The organism is Succiniclasticum sp. (genome assembly GCF_056977735.1).
Genome location: NZ_DBMCWA010000028.1, coordinates 1 through 17,801, shown reverse-complemented (window position 1 = coordinate 17,801; position 17,801 = coordinate 1). Strand labels below are relative to the sequence as shown.

General features: G+C 51.3%; 16 protein-coding genes and 1 tRNA gene. All 17 read left to right on the top strand.

The annotated features are described in order from the left end of the window. A partial coding sequence (locus tag ACZOWY_RS11465; protein ID WP_484398171.1) for an SLC13 family permease occupies nucleotides 1–880 on the top strand: 880 nt, incomplete at its 5' end. A 240-nt stretch (nucleotides 881–1,120) separates the two neighbouring features. Beyond that, a tRNA-Ser gene (locus ACZOWY_RS11460) sits at nucleotides 1,121–1,212 on the top strand. Nucleotides 1,213–1,420: 208 nt separating this feature from the next. Continuing rightward, entirely contained in the window at nucleotides 1,421–3,097 is a 1,677-nt protein-coding gene (locus ACZOWY_RS11455) for a gamma-glutamyltransferase family protein (RefSeq protein WP_484398167.1), read from the top strand. Between the two features lie 124 nt (nucleotides 3,098–3,221). Then, on the top strand, nucleotides 3,222–4,511 hold the full coding sequence (gene obgE / locus ACZOWY_RS11450) for a GTPase ObgE (RefSeq protein ID WP_484398162.1): 1,290 nt from the start codon (nucleotides 3,222–3,224) through the stop codon (nucleotides 4,509–4,511). A 92-nt stretch (nucleotides 4,512–4,603) separates the two neighbouring features. Next, nucleotides 4,604–5,731 carry a glutamate 5-kinase gene (gene proB, locus ACZOWY_RS11445; protein WP_484398186.1) on the top strand — a complete coding sequence of 376 codons (1,128 nt, stop codon included), beginning with the start codon at nucleotides 4,604–4,606 and terminating at the stop codon, nucleotides 5,729–5,731. Nucleotides 5,732–5,864: 133 nt separating this feature from the next. Next, nucleotides 5,865–7,109: a glutamate-5-semialdehyde dehydrogenase gene (locus ACZOWY_RS11440; protein WP_484398158.1), complete on the top strand. Its 1,245-nt coding sequence runs from the start codon at nucleotides 5,865–5,867 to the stop codon at nucleotides 7,107–7,109. Nucleotides 7,110–7,257: 148 nt separating this feature from the next. Beyond that, on the top strand, nucleotides 7,258–8,340 hold the full coding sequence (locus tag ACZOWY_RS11435; RefSeq protein WP_484398153.1) for an efflux RND transporter periplasmic adaptor subunit: 1,083 nt from the start codon (nucleotides 7,258–7,260) through the stop codon (nucleotides 8,338–8,340). 22 nt (nucleotides 8,341–8,362) lie between these two features. After that, on the top strand, nucleotides 8,363–9,064 hold the full coding sequence (locus ACZOWY_RS11430) for an ABC transporter ATP-binding protein (protein WP_484398148.1): 702 nt from the start codon (nucleotides 8,363–8,365) through the stop codon (nucleotides 9,062–9,064). Then, a complete protein-coding gene (locus tag ACZOWY_RS11425) occupies nucleotides 9,054–10,268 on the top strand; it encodes an ABC transporter permease (RefSeq protein WP_484398143.1) in 1,215 nt (404 codons plus the stop codon). The genes ACZOWY_RS11430 and ACZOWY_RS11425 overlap by 11 nt, the downstream gene beginning before the upstream one ends. Before the next feature lie 5 nt (nucleotides 10,269–10,273). Then, on the top strand, nucleotides 10,274–10,567 hold the full coding sequence (locus tag ACZOWY_RS11420) for a hypothetical protein (RefSeq protein ID WP_484398140.1): 294 nt from the start codon (nucleotides 10,274–10,276) through the stop codon (nucleotides 10,565–10,567). Nucleotides 10,568–10,769: 202 nt separating this feature from the next. Beyond that, a complete protein-coding gene (gene nadD, locus ACZOWY_RS11415) occupies nucleotides 10,770–11,387 on the top strand; it encodes a nicotinate-nucleotide adenylyltransferase (protein WP_484398135.1) in 618 nt (205 codons plus the stop codon). A 7-nt stretch (nucleotides 11,388–11,394) separates the two neighbouring features. Further along, the gene (gene yqeK, locus ACZOWY_RS11410; RefSeq protein ID WP_484398131.1) at nucleotides 11,395–12,141 is read left to right on the top strand and encodes a bis(5'-nucleosyl)-tetraphosphatase (symmetrical) YqeK; all 747 of its coding nucleotides are present in this window, start codon (nucleotides 11,395–11,397) and stop codon (nucleotides 12,139–12,141) included. After that, the gene (locus ACZOWY_RS11405; RefSeq protein WP_484398126.1) at nucleotides 12,142–13,488 is read left to right on the top strand and encodes an LCP family protein; all 1,347 of its coding nucleotides are present in this window, start codon (nucleotides 12,142–12,144) and stop codon (nucleotides 13,486–13,488) included. It begins immediately after the preceding gene. Between the two features lie 179 nt (nucleotides 13,489–13,667). Further along, on the top strand, nucleotides 13,668–14,027 hold the full coding sequence (gene rsfS, locus ACZOWY_RS11400; protein WP_484398181.1) for a ribosome silencing factor: 360 nt from the start codon (nucleotides 13,668–13,670) through the stop codon (nucleotides 14,025–14,027). After that, a complete protein-coding gene (locus tag ACZOWY_RS11395; RefSeq protein ID WP_484398176.1) occupies nucleotides 14,017–14,886 on the top strand; it encodes a CvfB family protein in 870 nt (289 codons plus the stop codon). Before rsfS ends, ACZOWY_RS11395 begins: the two co-directional genes overlap by 11 nt. A gap of 15 nt (nucleotides 14,887–14,901) precedes the next feature. Then, the gene (locus tag ACZOWY_RS11390) at nucleotides 14,902–16,080 is read left to right on the top strand and encodes a M48 family metallopeptidase (protein ID WP_484398121.1); all 1,179 of its coding nucleotides are present in this window, start codon (nucleotides 14,902–14,904) and stop codon (nucleotides 16,078–16,080) included. Nucleotides 16,081–16,288: 208 nt separating this feature from the next. Continuing rightward, the gene (locus ACZOWY_RS11385) at nucleotides 16,289–17,542 is read left to right on the top strand and encodes an S-layer homology domain-containing protein (protein ID WP_484398115.1); all 1,254 of its coding nucleotides are present in this window, start codon (nucleotides 16,289–16,291) and stop codon (nucleotides 17,540–17,542) included. The last annotated feature ends 259 nt before the right edge of the window (nucleotides 17,543–17,801 follow it).

Below are 17,801 nucleotides of genomic sequence, written 5' to 3'. Positions count from 1 at the left end.
TGCTTCTACCGAATTAATGCCTTTGGCATTTGCCTGCGGTTTAGGCGGCATCATCACCCTGGTAGGTACGCCTCCCAACATCATCGCTTCCGGCGCTCTGGCCCAGGCCGGCTACCGTGCTTTCGGTTTCTTTGAATTCGCGAAGATCGGTATCCCCCTGACCCTGGCAGGCCTGATTTACATGATGTTCATCGGCAAACACCTGTTACCGAAACGCGTAATCTCCGAAGATACTGAAGTTGAACAGGAAATCGAAGCCAACGAAACCTCTTCCAGCAAGATGGTCGTTTCCGGCGTTATCCTGTTAGCCGTAGTTCTGACCATGGCTCTGGGTATCAAAGGCGTTACCCTGGAAATGGCTGCCATCACCGGCGCTATCATTTCCGTACTGACCGGCTGCTTAACCGAAAAACAGGCCTATGCTTCCATCGACTGGGTAACCATTTTCCTGTTCGCCGGCATGATGCCTGTATCCTCTGCTATGGATAAAACTGGCGCCGGTAAAGTTATCGCTGAATGGGCCGTCAGCCTGATGGGCGGTTCCCCGTCCCCGATGGTTGTGACCGCTGTACTGTTCATCCTGTCCTGCGGCCTGACCCAGTTCATGTCCAACACCGCGTCCGCAGCGCTCCTGTGCCCCATCGGCATCGCGATTTCCAAATCCCTGGGCGCTTCCCCGCACGCCGTTCTGATGGCTATCGCCGTTGCAGCTTCCTGCGCATTCGCAACTCCGGTAGGTACGCCTCCGAATACCCTGGTATTAGGCCCCGGCGGCTTCAAATTCATGGACTATGTAAAGGCAGGTACCGGTCTGGTAATTGTCTGCTTCGTCATTTCCCTGGTTTTGATCCCGATGTTCTGGCCCTTCTTCCCCGGCTGATAATTTTCCGGAAAGATTTGCTAGTCGCATAGCAGCTTAACTAAAAAATGACAGGCCCGGCATATCCGGGTCTGTCAAATCAGTATTTATTGGTTTTTGTTCCCTGCCGGTTAGGGCGGTGTTCCGGATTCTTTCCGGAGCCGGCACGGAAAAAAATTGAAAAAATATTGAAGAAAAACTTGCCAATTCATAAAAAATAAGCTATAATAGCCAAGTGAGTTGCCTTTGCGGCAATGTAACGGAGTGGTACTCAAGCTGGCTGAAGAGGACGGTTTGCTAAATCGTTAGGGGTCGCAAGGCTCGCCCGAGTTCGAATCTCGGCCACTCCGCCATTTATCTGGTATCTAAGCATCTGGAATAAATTTCCAGATGCTTATTTTTTTGTTCTGCATAAAATATTCTTGTGTGATATAATTTTGGCAGACGATCGTCTTCAATATAAACATTTTATCAACGTCTAACTAATCAAAATCCAATTGAGCATTTCAGAATTAATGCAAATAGAATGTGGTCGGGAAAATGGCAGAGGGGAGGAAAGAAATGAGTTCGTTTATTTCCTTTGACGGAACTGTAAATAAATATCCGTCAAGGCGCAGTGTGGTATATGGAAAAAACGGCATGGTATGCGCGTCACAGACATTGGCAGCCCAGGCAGGCCTTGATGTGCTGAAAAAAGGTGGGAACGCGGTCGATGCGGCATTAGCTGCAGCAATCAGCCTTACCGTATTGGAACCTCCCAGTAATGGGATAGGAAGCGACTTGTTTGCTCTGGTATGGCATCATGGCAGATTATATGGGATCAACGGGAGCGGGCCGGCGCCCATGGGTCTGTCCAGAGAAACCGTACTAAGAAAAATGGATCAATCCGGAGCCATAACTGATAAAGGGCCGTCTCCCCGGGGAACGATTGCGAACTTGTCTGCTTCATCCATGCCTGAAACAGGCTGGGAAACCGTTACGGTCCCCGGTGCCCCCGCGTCCTGGAAGGCTTTGCATGAACGGTTCGGCGTTGCAGCGTTTCCTGTTATATTTGAAGCAGCGATCCGTTATGCAGAAGAAGGCTTTCCTCTTCAGCCTGTTTGCAGCCGTCTGTGGCAAAATAACAAATTCAAGGTGATGGCATTGAGCGGGGAACTGTACCGACCCGTGCAGGAACAGTTTTTTCTGGATAAAAAATTAGAAGCAGGTTCCCTGATGAAGCTTCCGGAAATGGGAAGAACGTTGCGTGAACTGGCGGAAACAGAGTGCCGCAGTTTTTATAGCGGCAATATTTCCCGGGAAATTATAGGTTTTGTGAAGGAAACCGGCGGTTATATGACAAAAGAGGATCTGCTTTCGTACCGGCCTGAGTGGGTCGAACCTGTAACATATAATTACCGCGGATATGAGGTTTGCGAATTGCCGCCTAACTGTCACGGACTGGTTGTGCTGATGACGTTAAATATTCTGAATCAGTTGCACCTTGCAGGGAAGGAAAATGCGGAAACGGTCCACAGACAGCTGGAAGCAATGAAAATTGCTTATACCGATGGAAAGATGTATATTGCCGATCCACGCTACATGAAAGCGGATGTAAGTTATTTTATCAGTGATGCATATGGAAAAAGGCGCGCTGCGGAAATTGGCGAAGAAGCAGTTTTGCCGGAACCTGTGGACCTGAATTGCGGAGGGACAGTCTATTTATGTGCTGCAGACGGTGAAGGGAATATGGTATCCCTGATCCAGAGCCATTTCCAAAATTTCGGAGCAAAGCTGGCAGTGCCCGGTACAGGGATCCTGTTAAATAACAGGGGCAATAATTTCAGCCTGGACCCGAATAGTGACAACTGTCTGGCACCCGGGAAAAAACCGTATCATACGATTATACCGGGCTTTTTACTGAAAGATGGGGCACCTGTAGGTCCTTTTGGCGTGATGGGAGCTTTTATGCAGCCTCAGGGACAGGTGCAGGTCGTCAATAACCTGATTGATTTTGCATTAAATCCCCAGGAAGCGCTGGATGCGCCACGCTGGCAGTGGATTGGCGGAAAGACGGTAGAAATGGAAGCTTCCTTTGATAAAACGATAGTGGAAGAACTGAAACAGCGGGGGCATGACATCAAAGTAATGGATGACTTCACGTCCTTCGGCAGGGGCCAGATCATCGTTCGCCAGCCGGACGGCGTGTATGCAGCGGCAACCGAGCCGCGGGCTGACGGAGTCGTTGCCGCCTGGTGACGTTCTGTGGTATAATATTAAAATAATATGTATAGTAAAATGATACCTTTGCACAGTGCTTTATCGTTTTTTGTTCCGTAATGATGCAACGGCAGAGGTAAAGGAAAAAAACAGGAGACCATGCATGTTTATTGATAAAGCGAGAATTTATGTAGAAGCAGGTAACGGCGGCGACGGCATGAGCAGTTTCCGTCGGGAAAAGTTTGTGGAAAAAGGAGGCCCCAACGGTGGCAACGGAGGCCGTGGGGGCAATGTGGTCCTGCGGGCAGACAACAGCCTGAACACGCTCATTGATTTCCGGTACAAACGGAAATTCATTGCAAAGAGCGGTGATAAAGGCGGTGTTTCCAATATGACCGGTCGCCGCGGGGAAGATGTAATTATTAAAGTTCCGTTGGGAACCGTGGTACGGGATGATGAAACGAATATAATGATTGCCGACCTGACTGAGGACGGGCAGGAATTTATTGCCGCGAAAGGCGGCCGTGGCGGTAAAGGCAACGCCTGTTACGCCACCAGTACCAAACGGGCGCCGACGTTTGCGGAAAAAGGGGAACCGGGCACGAAAGGCTGGCTGCGCCTGGAACTGAAACTGCTGGCCGATGTTGGTCTGGTAGGGTATCCCAGCGTGGGAAAATCCAGCATTATCTCCCGGGTCAGCGCGGCAAGGCCGGAGATCGCGGCTTATCATTTTACTACCCTGACCCCGGTGCTGGGGGTCGTGCGGCTGAGTGAAGAACAGAGCTTTGTACTGGCGGACATCCCCGGGCTGATTGAAGGCGCTGCGGAAGGCGTGGGGCTGGGGCATGATTTCCTGCGCCATATTGAGCGGACCAAGGTGCTGCTCCACGTAGTAGATGTTTCCGGCTGCGAGGGTCGGGATCCGATTGAAGATTTTGAGAAAATCAATCATGAACTGGAAGCGTACAGCGCCAAACTGGCCCGCCGTAAGCAGCTGGTCGTGGCCAATAAGATGGACCTGCCGGACAGCGCGGACAATTTTGTAATATTAAAAGAATACGTTGAGGAAAAAGGCTATGAGATCATGCCGGTTTCTGCGGCGACAGGAGACGGACTGCAGGAACTGATGTGGAAAGCGTACGAAATGGCAGGCCAGTATGTAGCAGAGCCGGAGGAGGAAATCGGCGTTATTGAAGAAGGAGACCCGGACAGCTTTGAAATTATCCGTGGCGCAGAAGATGCCGATTTTGAGGTAAAGGGAAAAAATATTGAACGGCTCGTTGCTATGACGAATTTTGATAACGAAGAAGCCCTGTACCGTTTCCAGCTGATCTGGAAGCGGCTTAAGATTGAAGAAGCGCTGCTGGAGGCCGGCATTCAGGAAGGACAGACGGTGCGTATTCTGGACATGGTATTCAATTACCAGAAGAGCAAGTGGGCTGACAGGAAATAGCAGCCTGATAAGCAGTCTTTAGGCTTTTGATCAAGGTTTTTCAGGAAGTTTATTTTTACATACAAACGAATCTGAGGGGAAGTGGGAAAATGATTCGTAACCGAAAAGATCTGGCGAAAGTAAAACGTATTGTAGTCAAGGTGGGTACCAGCACGATCACCTATCCCAATTGCAGCCGTAATTTTACGCGGATGGACCACCTGTGCCGTGAGCTCGCGGATCTGCATAACAAAGGACTGGAAGTGATACTCGTAACCAGCGGCGCTGTTGCAGTGGGGGTGGAACGGCTGGGGCTGAAAGAAAAACCGCGGACCATTCCGGGCAAGCAGGCGGCAGCGGCCGTGGGGCAGGGCATCCTCATGAATACGTATGAAAAGATGTTTGCCGAATACGGACAGATCGTGGCCCAGGTTCTGCTCACCCGGACAGAAGTGCTGGACCGCCACCGTTATACCAATTCCCGCAACACGTTCATGGAGCTTCTGAAACAGGGGGTCATCCCCATTGTCAATGAAAATGACGTAGTGGCCCTGGACGACCTTAAGATTGGCGATAACGATAACATGTCCGCCCTGGTAGCAGGTATCGTGGATGCTGATCTGGACATCCTGCTCAGTGATATTGACGGACTGTATACAGCGAACCCCAAAACCAATCCGGACGCAAAACTGGTGTATGAGGTGAAGGAAATCACACCGGAGGTGGAAGCCAGTGCCGGCGCAGCAGGCAGCGGTTTTGGCACCGGCGGCATGTTTACCAAGATCCAGGCGGCGAAAGCGGCCACCAGTTCCGGGATCAGCATGGTGATCGCATCGGGAACAGAGTCCAATGCCATAACCCGGATATTGCAGGGAGAGCGGTTAGGCACCCTGTTTATTTCCCGGGAAAACAGGCTGCAGTTCCGGAAACGCTGGCTGGCTTTCGGTTCACGTATCGAAGGTTCTCTTCAGGTTGATGCGGGTTGTGCCAAGGCGATCCGCCGCCCGGGAGGAAGCAGTATTTTACCGGCAGGCATCCTGACCGTTTCCGGCGAATTTGAAGCCGGGCATACCGTGAGCGTCCGTGACGAAGCCGGAAATGAACTGGCCCGGGGGCTGAGTCATTATTCTTCTCAGGAACTGGAAAAGATCAAGGGACATAAAAGCAGTGAGATTGAAAGCATTCTGGGTGAAAAGACTTACGATGAAGTCATCCACCGGGACGATCTGGTCATACTGTAATTAGTTAGCGCTTACTGTTGAAGAAAACCTTTTGAACGTTCTGCGTGTGCCCGTTGTGGCAGCGTTACATGAATTCCAGCACGTGTTGCGTGCAGTGTATGTAAAGGAAGATAATTAAAAAGAAGGTGTGAAGATGACGATACGGGAACAGGCGATGGAAGCGGCAGCGGCAGCACGAAAGCTGGCTGCGGTTTCACCGATTATAAAAAACAAAGCCCTGGAGGCTATGGCGGACGCATTATTAGCTGAACAGGGAGCGATTCTGGAAGCGAATGCCAAAGATATGGAAGCAGGGAAAGCAAAAGGACTGAAAGAATCCCTGCTGGACCGGTTGCTGCTGACACCGGCCCGTTTGGCGGATATGGCAGAAGGGCTGCGGCAGGTCGCGGCGCTGAAAGATCCGGTTGGCGAGATTATCGGCGGCAGTACGCTGCCCAACGGGCTGACGATCACGAAGATCCGTGTTCCCCTGGGCGTGATCGGTATCATTTACGAGGCCCGTCCCAATGTGACGGCGGACGCGATCGGTCTGTGCCTGAAGAGCGGCAACGCGGTCATCCTGAAAGGCGGCAGCGAAGCGATCCGCTCCAATACAAAAATTGCTTCTGTTCTGCGGAATGCAGCAGAACAGGCTGGCATTCCCGCAGGCAGCATCCAGTTCATCACCAGCACGGATCACGCGGCGGTACAGGAACTGATTACCCTGAACGGGCTGGTGGATGTGGTGATTCCCCGGGGCAGCGGCCGTCTGATCCAGGCGGTGGTGGGCAATGCCAGCGTACCTGTGATTGAGACCGGTGTGGGCGTGTGCCACACCTTTGTAGATGCCGGGGCGGATTATGCACAGGCCGAGCCCATTCTTGTCAATGCCAAGACCCAGCGTCCCGCGGCCTGCAATGCCATGGAAACCCTGCTGGTCCACAAAGACGCGGTACAGGATTTCCTGCCCCACATGCTGCAGGTGTTCAAAGAAAACGGTGTACAGATCATCGGCGACGAAACAGTCTGCGCTATAGACAAAGAGGCCGTTCCGGCCACGGAAGAAGACTGGGCCACGGAATACGGCGATCTGCGCCTCTCTGTAAAAGTTGTGGCGGATCTGGATGAAGCCCTGGACCACATTGCCCGTTACGGAACCAGACATAGCGAAGCGATCCTGACCCGTAATTATGCGAACGCCCGCAAGTTCCAGCAGATGGTGGACGCAGCCTGCGTGTATGTGAACACCACGACCCGCTATTCCGACGGTTTCCAGTTCGGTTTTGGTGCGGAGATCGGCATCAGTTCCCAGAAGCTGCATGCCCGGGGTCCCATGGCCCTCCCGGAGTTAACAACTTATAAGTATCTGATCAGCGGAGACGGACAGGTTCGCCCCTGAAGCCGTTTCTTTTGAAAAAACAGGGTGTTTTTGTGTTTCCTAACATAAAAATGTCACAATTACCGATTACAATATAACCATAAAATACCGGGTAAATAATGAATTATCGTAAAGATAAAGAATAAAGCGGTACGGGAGCGTGATCAGCATGTTGAAGTTTATTAAAAATAATCTGTATGTTCTTTTGTTTTTGGTGATTCTGGCCGGAGCCTGCTTCGGAGGCTATAAATATTACCAGAGCCAGAAAGCGGCGAAAACGGAAACCGTGAAGACCGCTTCCGTAGAATACGGAAACCTGCAGAAGAGCGTATCGGCTACCGGCAGTCTCACCGCATTGGATAATGTGGATATCAGCTCCAAGATCACGGGCCGTATCGTAGAGGTTCTGGTGGCGGAAAACGATCACGTTACTGCCGGGCAGCTGTTGCTCCGGCTGGACGATTCGTCCCTGAAAGCAACACAGGAGCAGCGGGAAGCCACGCTGAATGAAGCCACGCTGACACTGAACCGGTATGCCGCGCTTTTGAACAAAGGCGCTATCTCGCAGCAGCAATATGATACCGCCATGATGAACTACCGGGTGGCCAAGGCTGCGTATGACCAGTCTGTATCCAACACGAACGATACCTATATCTATTCACCTATCGACGGCTATGTCATCGGCAAGCCCACCCCGGTAGGCCAGACCATCAGCTCCGGTATCAGTTCTCCCCAGGTCATCATGTCCATTGCCAACCTGGACAAGATGCAGATCGAGACCCTGGTAGACGAATCGGATATCGGGCAGATCAAAGTGGGGCAGAAGGTTGAGTTTACGGTAGACTCCTATCCGGAAGAAACCTTTGAAGGCACGGTGCGTCTGATTTCCCGCAGCGCAACGACTACCAACAACGTTATTTACTATAAAGTGTATGTAGATGTTGCCAATTCCAAAAACAAACTGTTCCCCACCATGACGGCCCGGGCCAATATCATCATCAGCGAGGCCGGCAACGTGCTGATGGTTCCCCAGAACTGCATCTTCTACGATGGCGGCCGCAAATATGTGAAAAAATATGACGCAAAGACCAAACAGGAAACCGAGATCGATGTGGAAGTAGGTATGGCCGGCGACGAAAGCATCGCTGTGAAGAGCGACCAGCTGCGCCAGGGCGACAAACTGGTGGTAAAAACACTGAAGGCGAAACAGACCAATACGATGCGCGGCCCGATGCCGGGCGGCGGGCATTAAAGATTGGAAATGAGGGATGAACATGGCAGATGTCATTGTGCTGGAAGATATAGTGAAACAGTTTATCATGGGCGATACCATCCTGCAGGCGCTGGATCATGTGAACTTCAGCGTGGAAGAGGGGGATTTTATCGCCATCATGGGGCCTTCCGGCAGCGGTAAATCTACCATGATGAATATTCTCGGCTGTCTGGACCGTCCCACTTCCGGTAAATACTACCTGGACGGGAAAGAAGTGGCGGGCCTGAGCGACGACGAACTGGCCCGTACCCGGAATGCCAAAATCGGCTTTGTGTTCCAGAATTTTAACCTGCTTTCCAAAATAACAGCCCAGCAGAATGTGGCGTTGCCACTGGTTTATGCGGGGGTGCCGGAAGAAGAACGGATGGAACGGGCCCGGAAAGCGCTGGAAGATGTAGGACTGGGCGACCGCGTGGGACATAAACCCAACGAACTGTCCGGCGGGCAGCGGCAGCGGGTGGCGATTGCCAGAGCTCTCATTAACAATCCGGCTATTGTCATGGCGGACGAACCTACCGGAAACCTGGATACCAAATCCAGTTACGAGATCATGGAAATTTTTAAAAAGCTGAATGCCATGGGAAAGACCATCGTCATGGTCACCCACGAGCCGGATATCGGGCAGCAGACCAAACGCATCCTGGTGATGCGGGACGGTCACCTGAACAGTGACGAAAGGCTGGTACACGATTATGTTCAATGAGTCAATCAAGATGGCCATTGACGGCATGATATCCAACAAGCTGCGCACGCTGCTGACACTGCTGGGTATCATCATCGGCGTAGGCGCTGTCATTGCCATGGTCAGCCTGGGCTTTGGGGTCAAGGAACAAATCAAAGATAATATTTCCCGTCTGGGCAGCAACCTGCTCATCGTCCAGTCCGGCGGACGCACGGCTACCGGCGCCCGCATCCAGGCCGGCAGCGGGGCGCGGCTGACCGATGAAGATGCCAAAGCCATTGAGAAGAATATTGACGGAATCAAATATGTGGCGCCTATGGTTTCCCGCGGTTACCAGCTGGTGGTGGGAAATCAGAACTGGACGACCAACGTGCAGGGTTCTACCCCTAACATTATCGATATCCGTGACTATACGGTAGAGGAAGGCCGTAACATAAACGACCATGATATGGCCGGCAAGGACCGGGTCTGCGTGATTGGAAAGACCATTGTGGAAAACCTGTTCCCGGACGGGGATCCCGTAGGAAAGACGATCCGCATCAACAAAGCACCCTTCAAGGTGGTGGGCGTACTGGGAGCCAAAGGCCAGTCCTCCGGCGGGCAGGACCAGGATGACGTGGTATTTGTTCCCCTGACCACGGCCATGAACCGCATGATGGGGATAACGTATGTAAATAATATCACCATCCAGGCCATGAATGAAAATGTGATTGACAACGTGCAGGCGGAGGTAGAGAACCTGCTCCGTGTCCGCCACCGGATCAAAAATGCGGATGACGACGATTTTTCTGTGCGTAACCTGGCGGCATTAATGGATACCATGATGAGCACGGCCAATACGATTACCATGCTGCTGGGCTGCATCGCGGCCATCAGTCTGCTGGTAGGCGGTATCGGTATCATGAACATCATGCTGGTATCGGTGACGGAACGTACCCGGGAGATCGGGATCCGGAAAGCGTTGGGCGCTACGTACAATAATATCCTGTTGCAGTTCCTCATCGAATCGGCCGTTATCGGTATCATCGGCGGCTTTTTGGGCGTGGTGCTGGGTATCGGTGCATCCTATGCTATCAGCGCATTTGCAGAGTGGAAGACAGTCATTTCTATTCCGATCATCATAATTTCCGTAGTATTCTCTGTGGGGATTGGTGTATTCTTCGGTATCTACCCGGCACGGAAGGCTGCATTGCTGGATCCGATTGAAGCATTGCGCTATGAATAAACAGCATGGCTGCTGCATTACCAGCTGCCGTTTGCGCGCAGCAGCATCAGAACAGTCCGGCAGCCGTTGTGTTGTGTATGGCGCAGCAGCGTGGAGGGAGCCGAATAAGGAAACACGGCATGAAAAAGGATCGTACCCTGTTACAAAAAATGAAACTGTTTACGCAGGCCTTCTCGGAATTTCTGAGAAGGCCTAAAACCATTTTTGATATGAAAGACCGGTTCCGCCTTCTCGTGCTGTTGCTTGTGGTGATTGCCATTCTGGAAGGCGCAATCTATTGCATAAAGAACGGCAGGTAAAGGAACCGTCGGCTGCTTGCTTACTCTTGCACGGACGCATCGCATTTTAAAATGTGAAATAAGAGGAGATTTATCCTCGCTTTTATTTACAAAAGCAAGGATAAATTGCTATAATATACTGTAATACTTCAGAAGATGCTGCTTCCTTTTGATGCGGCGCTTCAGATGGATTTCAACAATATGGAAACAGGGAGGCAACGTCATGGAACGGCTGGCAATCATGGGCGGGACCTTTGACCCGGTCCATATGGGACATCTGCGCATGGCCCATGCGGTGCAGCAGCAGCTGGACTTTGACAGAGTCGTGTTTCTGCCTGCGTATTTACCTCCCCATAAACAGACCCGGGCGGACTGTGCCTCCTGGCAGGACCGGCTGGCCATGGTGCAGCTGGCTGTGCAGGGCTACGATAATTTTGTGGTCAGCAGTCTGGAGTTTGAACGGGGCGGCCTGTCCTACACCTACGATACCGTAAATATTATGCAGGAACTGTGGCCGGATGCGGAGATATACCTGATCATCGGGGAAGATTCCCTGACCCAGCTTTACACCTGGTACCGGGTGCATGACCTGTTGCGGCTGGTGTATTTTGTGGCGGCAGAGCGCCCGGGATATGAAGGCGAGGCTGGCGTAGAAAGGCTGACAAAAGCCTACGGTCCCTGGGCTGCGGAAAAAATCATCCATGCAGAAGTGCCGGAAACGGCTATTTCTTCAACTGAAATTCGCAAACGGCTGCGGGAAGGGAAACCCATCCGGGGCATGGCGCCCCTTGCCGTAGAGCAGTATATCTGTGAACGGGGTCTGTACCGGGCGGAGAAGTAAGATATAAATGAAAAGAAGTATTTTGACAGCCACAATGACCCTGCTCGCGTTCTTTTCTATAACGAATGCGGCCTGCGGTGTCATGTCATTCAAAGAAGTGAAGGCAGTAAAGGAACCCATTGTAATGGAAAAAAGAGAGAACAACCCCAGGCTGACAATAGAAGAAATGCGGGCCCTGCTGCAGCAGAGCCTGAAGCCGAAACGCTATGAGCACTCTGTGCGCGTATACGAAACGGCGCTGAAGATGGCAGAGCACTATCATGCAGATAAACAAAAGATCGCGTTAGCCGCGCTGCTCCATGACTGCGGGCGCCAGATTCCCAAAGAAGCCAGTGTGGAAAAGGCAAAAGAGCTGGGGATCCCTGTCGACCCGGTAGAAGCCGCCCAGCCTATCCTGCTGCATGCCAAGCTGGGCGTGTATTACGCGATCCATAAATATGGAGTCAGCCCCGATGACAGGGAAGTGCTGGACGCGATCCGGTATCATTCCACCGGTGCAGCGGATATGACGGAAACAGCGAAGATCGTGTTCCTGGCGGACCTGATCGAGCCGGGCCGGGATTTTGAGGGCGTAGAAGAAATCAGGGAAGCTTCTTTTACGGATTTGGACCGGGGCATGTTCCTGTCTTATGAAAACACGATACGGTATCTCCTGGACGACGGCATGCTGATCCATCCCGACGCCATTGCCGGATATAACCAGCTGGCTGCGCGCTACCAAAAGGAAAAAATCAAAGAAAAAAAGAGGAAATAAATGGATTCGGAAAATAGAAACGGTAACCATAATGACCATACGGATGCGGACGGAAGACATTATCACCGTCCCAAACGGCGCAGATTGCGCTGGGGACGTCTGTTTTTGCTGCTGATTGTACTGGCGGTACTCCTGACGACGGTTTTCTGGGGTTCGGTCTGGGTTTATACAAATATCATTCACGCGCCGGAAAAGAAGGTCGTTGCGGCGGATCCGGAAATTGAGAAAGATGAAACGCTGAATAAGCGCATCAATGTACTGCTGCTGGGTATCGATGACGGGGACAGTGAAGCAGACAAAAGCGAACCGAAACGGACAGATGCCATGATCGTAGCCAGCTTTGACCCTGAAGCCCATAAGATATCCTTGATTTCCCTGCCCCGGGATACCATGGTCATCTTGCCTGGCCATACCCAGTATGAAAAGCTGAACTCGGCCTATACTTATGGCGGGGTCACCATGGCCAAGCAGACCATTGCCAACCTGCTTCGCATACCCATCCATTATTATGCGCTGGCGAACTGGCAGGGCTTTATTGAGATTATCAACCTGATTGGCGGCGTGGATCTGTATGTGGATAAAGACATGCATTACGAAGATCCCTGGGCCAACCTTAAAATTGATATCAAACACGGTTACCAGCATCTGGACGGGGAGAAGAGCGGACAGTATGTCCGGTTCCGTTCCGACGAGCTGGGGGATATCGGACGGGTGCAGCGGCAGCAGAAGTTCCTGAAGGCTCTGGGCCTGCAGATGTTCTCTGTGGAAAATATAACCAAAATACCCAAACTTCTTTCCACGGCGAAGGAATATATCGAAACGGATATGGATACGGTCACCATGCTGAAGGCGGCCCGCAGTTTCAATATCATGTCAGACAACAATATCCGGTCCGGCATGCTGTACGGCAACTTCTACGATTCTCCTGCCAGCGGGATCAGCTATTGGCGGTCCAACCGGACGGATATTGAAAAATCTCTGACAGAAGTGGACATTCCCTTTATGGCGATGAAAGAGGATTCCGAATCCGGCGACCCGGTTGACGGCGTGGATGCGCTGGGTGAGGGAAGCAACAGCGATTCCCAGCGAAGCGCCGCGGCGGCTGCGACCCGAAGGTCTTCTTCCGATAATAAGAAAACGGCTACTGACGTCCGGAAGGCCGAACCGGAAAAGAAAGCAGTGATTCCGCCGAAAGCTGGCAGCACAGGCAAATCCTCTTCATCCGTATCCAACACACCGAAGCCTTCGGTGTCCAATGCGCCCAAACAGGCTCCCAAGAAAAGCGCGCCGCCGGTGATACGCAAACCGGTTATCAGTAACAAACCTCAGGCGGCGCCGAAAAATTAGCAGTAGTTCTTTGCACAGGCTTTCGCTTTGTGCAGGTTTTACCGAAAGCGTTCCTGCGTGTGGCAGGATGTTGCTGTGAATCACCGCAGCGTCACGGCTGACGGTGATAGAGATGATAAAACAGAAAAGATAATCCAAACTATAAATATAATGAAAATACGGAGGTAGACTGTATGACCATGCAGCCGAAAGAACTGGCAGAAAAAATTGCAACGATTGCAGATGATAAAAAAGGAAAAGATATATTATTGCTGAACATGGAAGGCATATCCTACATGACAGATTATTTTGTCATTGCCAGCGCATCCAACACCACGCTGGTGCGGGCGATCGCTGATGCCATTGAAGATAAACTGGCGGAAGAGGAAGTGTTCTGCCGTCACAAGGAAGGATATAACGAAGGCCGCTGGGTCCTGATGGATTTTGGTGACGCGGTGGTTCATGTATTCCTGGAAGAAGAGCGGGATTTCTATAATCTGGAACAGCTGTGGGCTGATGCCCCCAGTGAAGCGTTCAAGGGGACCGATGATGGAGAGTAACCTGCAGTACAAAGCCGGTGATGTAGTGACCCTGAAGGTAGTCCGTGTCTCCGACATGGGCGCGTTTCTGGATGCCGGTACCGGTAATACGTCGGACGACATCCTGCTGCATAAGCTGCAGCAGACGACACCGGTAAAAACGGGCGATGAAGTAAAGGTGTACCTGTACCTTGATCCCCGCAAACGCCTGACCGCCAGCATGAAACTTCCTAAAATGAGAGAAGGGCAGTTAGGCTATGCGAAGGTCATCAGTGTAACGCGGGACGGCGGCTTCGTGGACATCGGGGCGGAGCGGGGCGTGTTCCTGCCCTATACGGAAATGCTGGGCCGGGTGAATCCCAACCAGAAGATCTGGATCAAACTGTACCGGGACAAGAGCGGCCGGCCGGCGGTAACCATGAAGGTGGATAAGGATCTGGCCCGGGTTGCGAAACCCATTGGCGCCGAAGTCAAGATCGGGGATTCAATTACCGGAACGATCTATAACATTACCCATGAAGGCTTTTTTATTTTTACCAATGACCGGCATATCGCGTTCCTGCACCGGAGCGAGGCGGACCCGAAACGGTATCTTGCTTATGGCGAACAGGTCACGGCCCGCATCACCTTCATCCGGGAGGACGGCCACGTGGATGTATCGTTGCGCAAGCAAAAGGAAAATGCCATGGTGGACGACGCGCAGGTGATTCTGGACACGCTGCAGTCCCGGAACGGGCGCATGCCATACTGTGACGATACGCCGGCGGAGATCATCAAGACCAAGTTTGGCATTTCCAAGGCTGCCTTCAAGCGGGCGCTGGGCCGGCTGATGAAAGAAGGCAAAGTGTACCAGGAGGACGGCTGGACGATTTTGAAGTAATCGGAGGTTATCGCTATGAAAAAATCTTCCATTATTCGTACCGCAGCTTCTGCGGTGCTCTGTCTGTCGCTGACGACCGGCGCGGTTATGCCGAAGCAGGCCCTGGCCTGGGACTGGCTCTCTGCCGGTCTGGCTTTGTTCCAGGTAGGGGCGGAGTACGCCTACCTGAACAAACAGGTAAACTATCTTGACAACAAAGGCCGTGATGATTACATGGGCCAGATCAAGGATAAATACGGTGTTAACACGGACCCTACGGCCAACGCCATGCTGTCCCGTATCATGACCAGGTTGTCCGACGCGGTGGCGCAGACCGATGATTCGATTGTAAAAAAACCATACAATTATTTTGTCAATAACGATAAATCCTTTAATGCCTTTTGTACGCTGGGGCATAATATGAGCGTCAACATCGGCGCCTTCGATAAGTTGAATTACAATGAAGACGAACTGGCTTTTGTCATCGCCCATGAAATGGGGCACGGGCAGAAAAATCATCCCGCAGCCGGGGTGAAGCGTGCGCTTCCAGTATCGCTGGTGGCTGCCCTGTACGCCAGCCAGAACCGGAACACCGCTTCTTCCATCGGTGCGGCAGTCGCAAGTACTGTCGGCACGGCCAAGTGGGTGACCAAACCCATGGAAAGCCAGGCCGACAAGCTGGCTTTTGATTACGCTGTGGCAGCCGGGTATAACGTGGGCGCCGGCGCAGCCCTGTGGCAGCATATCCTGGAACAGAACGGAAGCAAATCCAGCGGCTTCGCCGAGCTGTTCAACGACCATCCGACCAGCATAAGCCGACGCACTAATTATAATAAGAAGATTACAGAGTGGAGCGGGAATCAGGTGAAAGTCAATGAAGAAGACGGCCTGATCACCGTAGCGCGGAAACCGTTTTATACACCGGAAAAGACAAGTACCATGAGTCCGCAGGAACAGGCCTTCCTGATTGCCGGGAACCTGGCTGCGGTATTCCACGACGGCAGGCAACACGAAACGGTATGGACCAACAGCGAAAATATGCTGCTGGTAGGGGAGCAGCCGGTCATGAGTTTTGACGGTGTTGCAGATGCAGGTTCGATCGAAAACAGGCTGCGGGATATTTTGAGCAACAGTAAAGGTGAAGTAAAGACTGATGCCGGAACGAAGGCTTTAGATAAAGGTGATCAGAAAAAAACCGAAACAGAACTGAATTAAAAAAAAATACTTATTGCAATTAGTTGCTGTTTGTGATAGAATACGTCTGATTTGGTTCATGTTTTTGATATAATTTGTCGGAATCTTTGCCTGCCGTTGCGGAATTGGAGAGGAAACCAGGCAACTCGCCCGAAGAAGCAAACGAAATGCAGAGCCTTCTGACAATTTATATAATAATTTTTAATTGTCTTAAAGGAGGCAAACGAAAATGAAAAAATCTTTAGTATTGGCAATGGCAATGGCATTAGGCGTAACCGCTTCTGCTTATGCTGCCAACCCGTTCTCCGATGTACCGGCTGGCCACTGGGCTTATGACAGCATCTCCAAATTGGCTGCTGCCGGTGTTATCGAAGGCTATGGCGACGACACCTTCCGTGGCGACCGTCTGATGACCCGTTTTGAAATGGCGCAGATCGTAGCGAAAGCTATGGCAAAAGGCGCTAACACTGACAAACTGGCTGCAGAATTTGCAGACGAACTGGATGCGCTGGGCGTTCGCGTAGCCGCTCTGGAAAAGAAATCCGATAATGTTAAGATTACAGGCGAAATCCGTTATCATTACGGACATGAGAAAATTAAAACGAATGCCGGAACCGAGAAGTCGCATGAAACCGGTTTACGTTCCCGTCTGTATTTTACCGGTAAGGTAAATGACAACTGGAATTATGTAGGGCGTATCCAGAACCAGCAGTGGTTTGATGACAATACTGGCAATGAAGGAACCGAGTTCAACATTGCCAAGCTGGAAGGCCGTCTGGGCGGAATCAATGTAATTGCTGGCCGCGACGATGACGTATTCGCTGACGGTTATATCTATGATGGCGAGCATGATGCCATTAAACTGTCTTATGGCGATAAATGGTATGTTAGCGGCGCCTACGGCAAGCTGACCGACCTGAATGAAGATGGTTATGATGGTTCAAAGCATTTCTGGAATGCGGAAATTGGCTCAAATATTGAAGACAGCTTTGTTAATGCAAAAGCCGGCTATTTTAAGACTAAACTCGGAGCTGATGGAGAAGCGTTATTTGACGGCAAAGACAATGTAGGAATCTGGTACGTGGGCGCAGACTTCAACCTCGGTAAAGATTTGGTTTTAAATGGTATGTACCTGCGTTCTGACCGGAAAGCATTTGATGTGATTGGCGACAAATTCGACAGCAAGAAAGACGGCTATGTATTCGGTTTAGGCTACAAAGGAGCGGAAGCTTCCGAACCCGGTTCCTGGGGTCTGTCTGCAAACTACTATCATCAGGGCAGAGGAACCTATTTGGCTCATACCATCGATGGCGAGACTGGATTTGCTACCGGCTTCAAAGGCTGGTCCGTCGGCGGTGAAGTAACGGTTGCAAAGAATATGGTTGCCAGCGTAACTTATTATGACACCAAGGCGTTGAAGGGTGCGCAGGAAGAGAATGCCAAGGCCAAAGTTATCTGGTCTGAATTTAACGTAACATTCTAAGCAGTGTAGACAAATAATGCACACTGTGGTGGAACACCGGTAACATTCGCCAAACCGTAAATCGGTAAAGAAAAAAGAAATAGCAAAACAACGACGGAGTCGCTTCGGCGGCTCCGTTTTTTATATTTCAAATTCCCGATATCTTGAAACTGAAACGGTAAATCTTGCTAATGTTTGTCAAGAGTTTTTTCGAAAAATCTTGCTAATGTTTGTCAAGAGTTTTTTCGAAAAATCGGAACTTTTGAAAGCTAAAAAAAAG

Bases quoted from the DNA above. Each gene is read 5' to 3' on its own strand.
- ACZOWY_RS11455 (WP_484398167.1), top strand. From the start codon at position 1,421: ATGAGTTCGTTTATTTCCTTTGACGGAACTGTAAATAAATATCCGTCA.
- obgE (WP_484398162.1), top strand. From the start codon at position 3,222: ATGTTTATTGATAAAGCGAGAATTTATGTAGAAGCAGGTAACGGCGGC.
- ACZOWY_RS11440 (WP_484398158.1), top strand. From the start codon at position 5,865: ATGACGATACGGGAACAGGCGATGGAAGCGGCAGCGGCAGCACGAAAG.
- ACZOWY_RS11435 (WP_484398153.1), top strand. From the start codon at position 7,258: ATGTTGAAGTTTATTAAAAATAATCTGTATGTTCTTTTGTTTTTGGTG.
- ACZOWY_RS11430 (WP_484398148.1), top strand. From the start codon at position 8,363: ATGGCAGATGTCATTGTGCTGGAAGATATAGTGAAACAGTTTATCATG.
- ACZOWY_RS11425 (WP_484398143.1), top strand. From the start codon at position 9,054: ATGTTCAATGAGTCAATCAAGATGGCCATTGACGGCATGATATCCAAC.
- ACZOWY_RS11420 (WP_484398140.1), top strand. From the start codon at position 10,274: ATGGCTGCTGCATTACCAGCTGCCGTTTGCGCGCAGCAGCATCAGAAC.
- nadD (WP_484398135.1), top strand. From the start codon at position 10,770: ATGGAACGGCTGGCAATCATGGGCGGGACCTTTGACCCGGTCCATATG.
- yqeK (WP_484398131.1), top strand. From the start codon at position 11,395: ATGAAAAGAAGTATTTTGACAGCCACAATGACCCTGCTCGCGTTCTTT.
- ACZOWY_RS11405 (WP_484398126.1), top strand. From the start codon at position 12,142: ATGGATTCGGAAAATAGAAACGGTAACCATAATGACCATACGGATGCG.
- rsfS (WP_484398181.1), top strand. From the start codon at position 13,668: ATGCAGCCGAAAGAACTGGCAGAAAAAATTGCAACGATTGCAGATGAT.
- ACZOWY_RS11395 (WP_484398176.1), top strand. From the start codon at position 14,017: ATGGAGAGTAACCTGCAGTACAAAGCCGGTGATGTAGTGACCCTGAAG.
- ACZOWY_RS11390 (WP_484398121.1), top strand. From the start codon at position 14,902: ATGAAAAAATCTTCCATTATTCGTACCGCAGCTTCTGCGGTGCTCTGT.
- ACZOWY_RS11385 (WP_484398115.1), top strand. From the start codon at position 16,289: ATGAAAAAATCTTTAGTATTGGCAATGGCAATGGCATTAGGCGTAACC.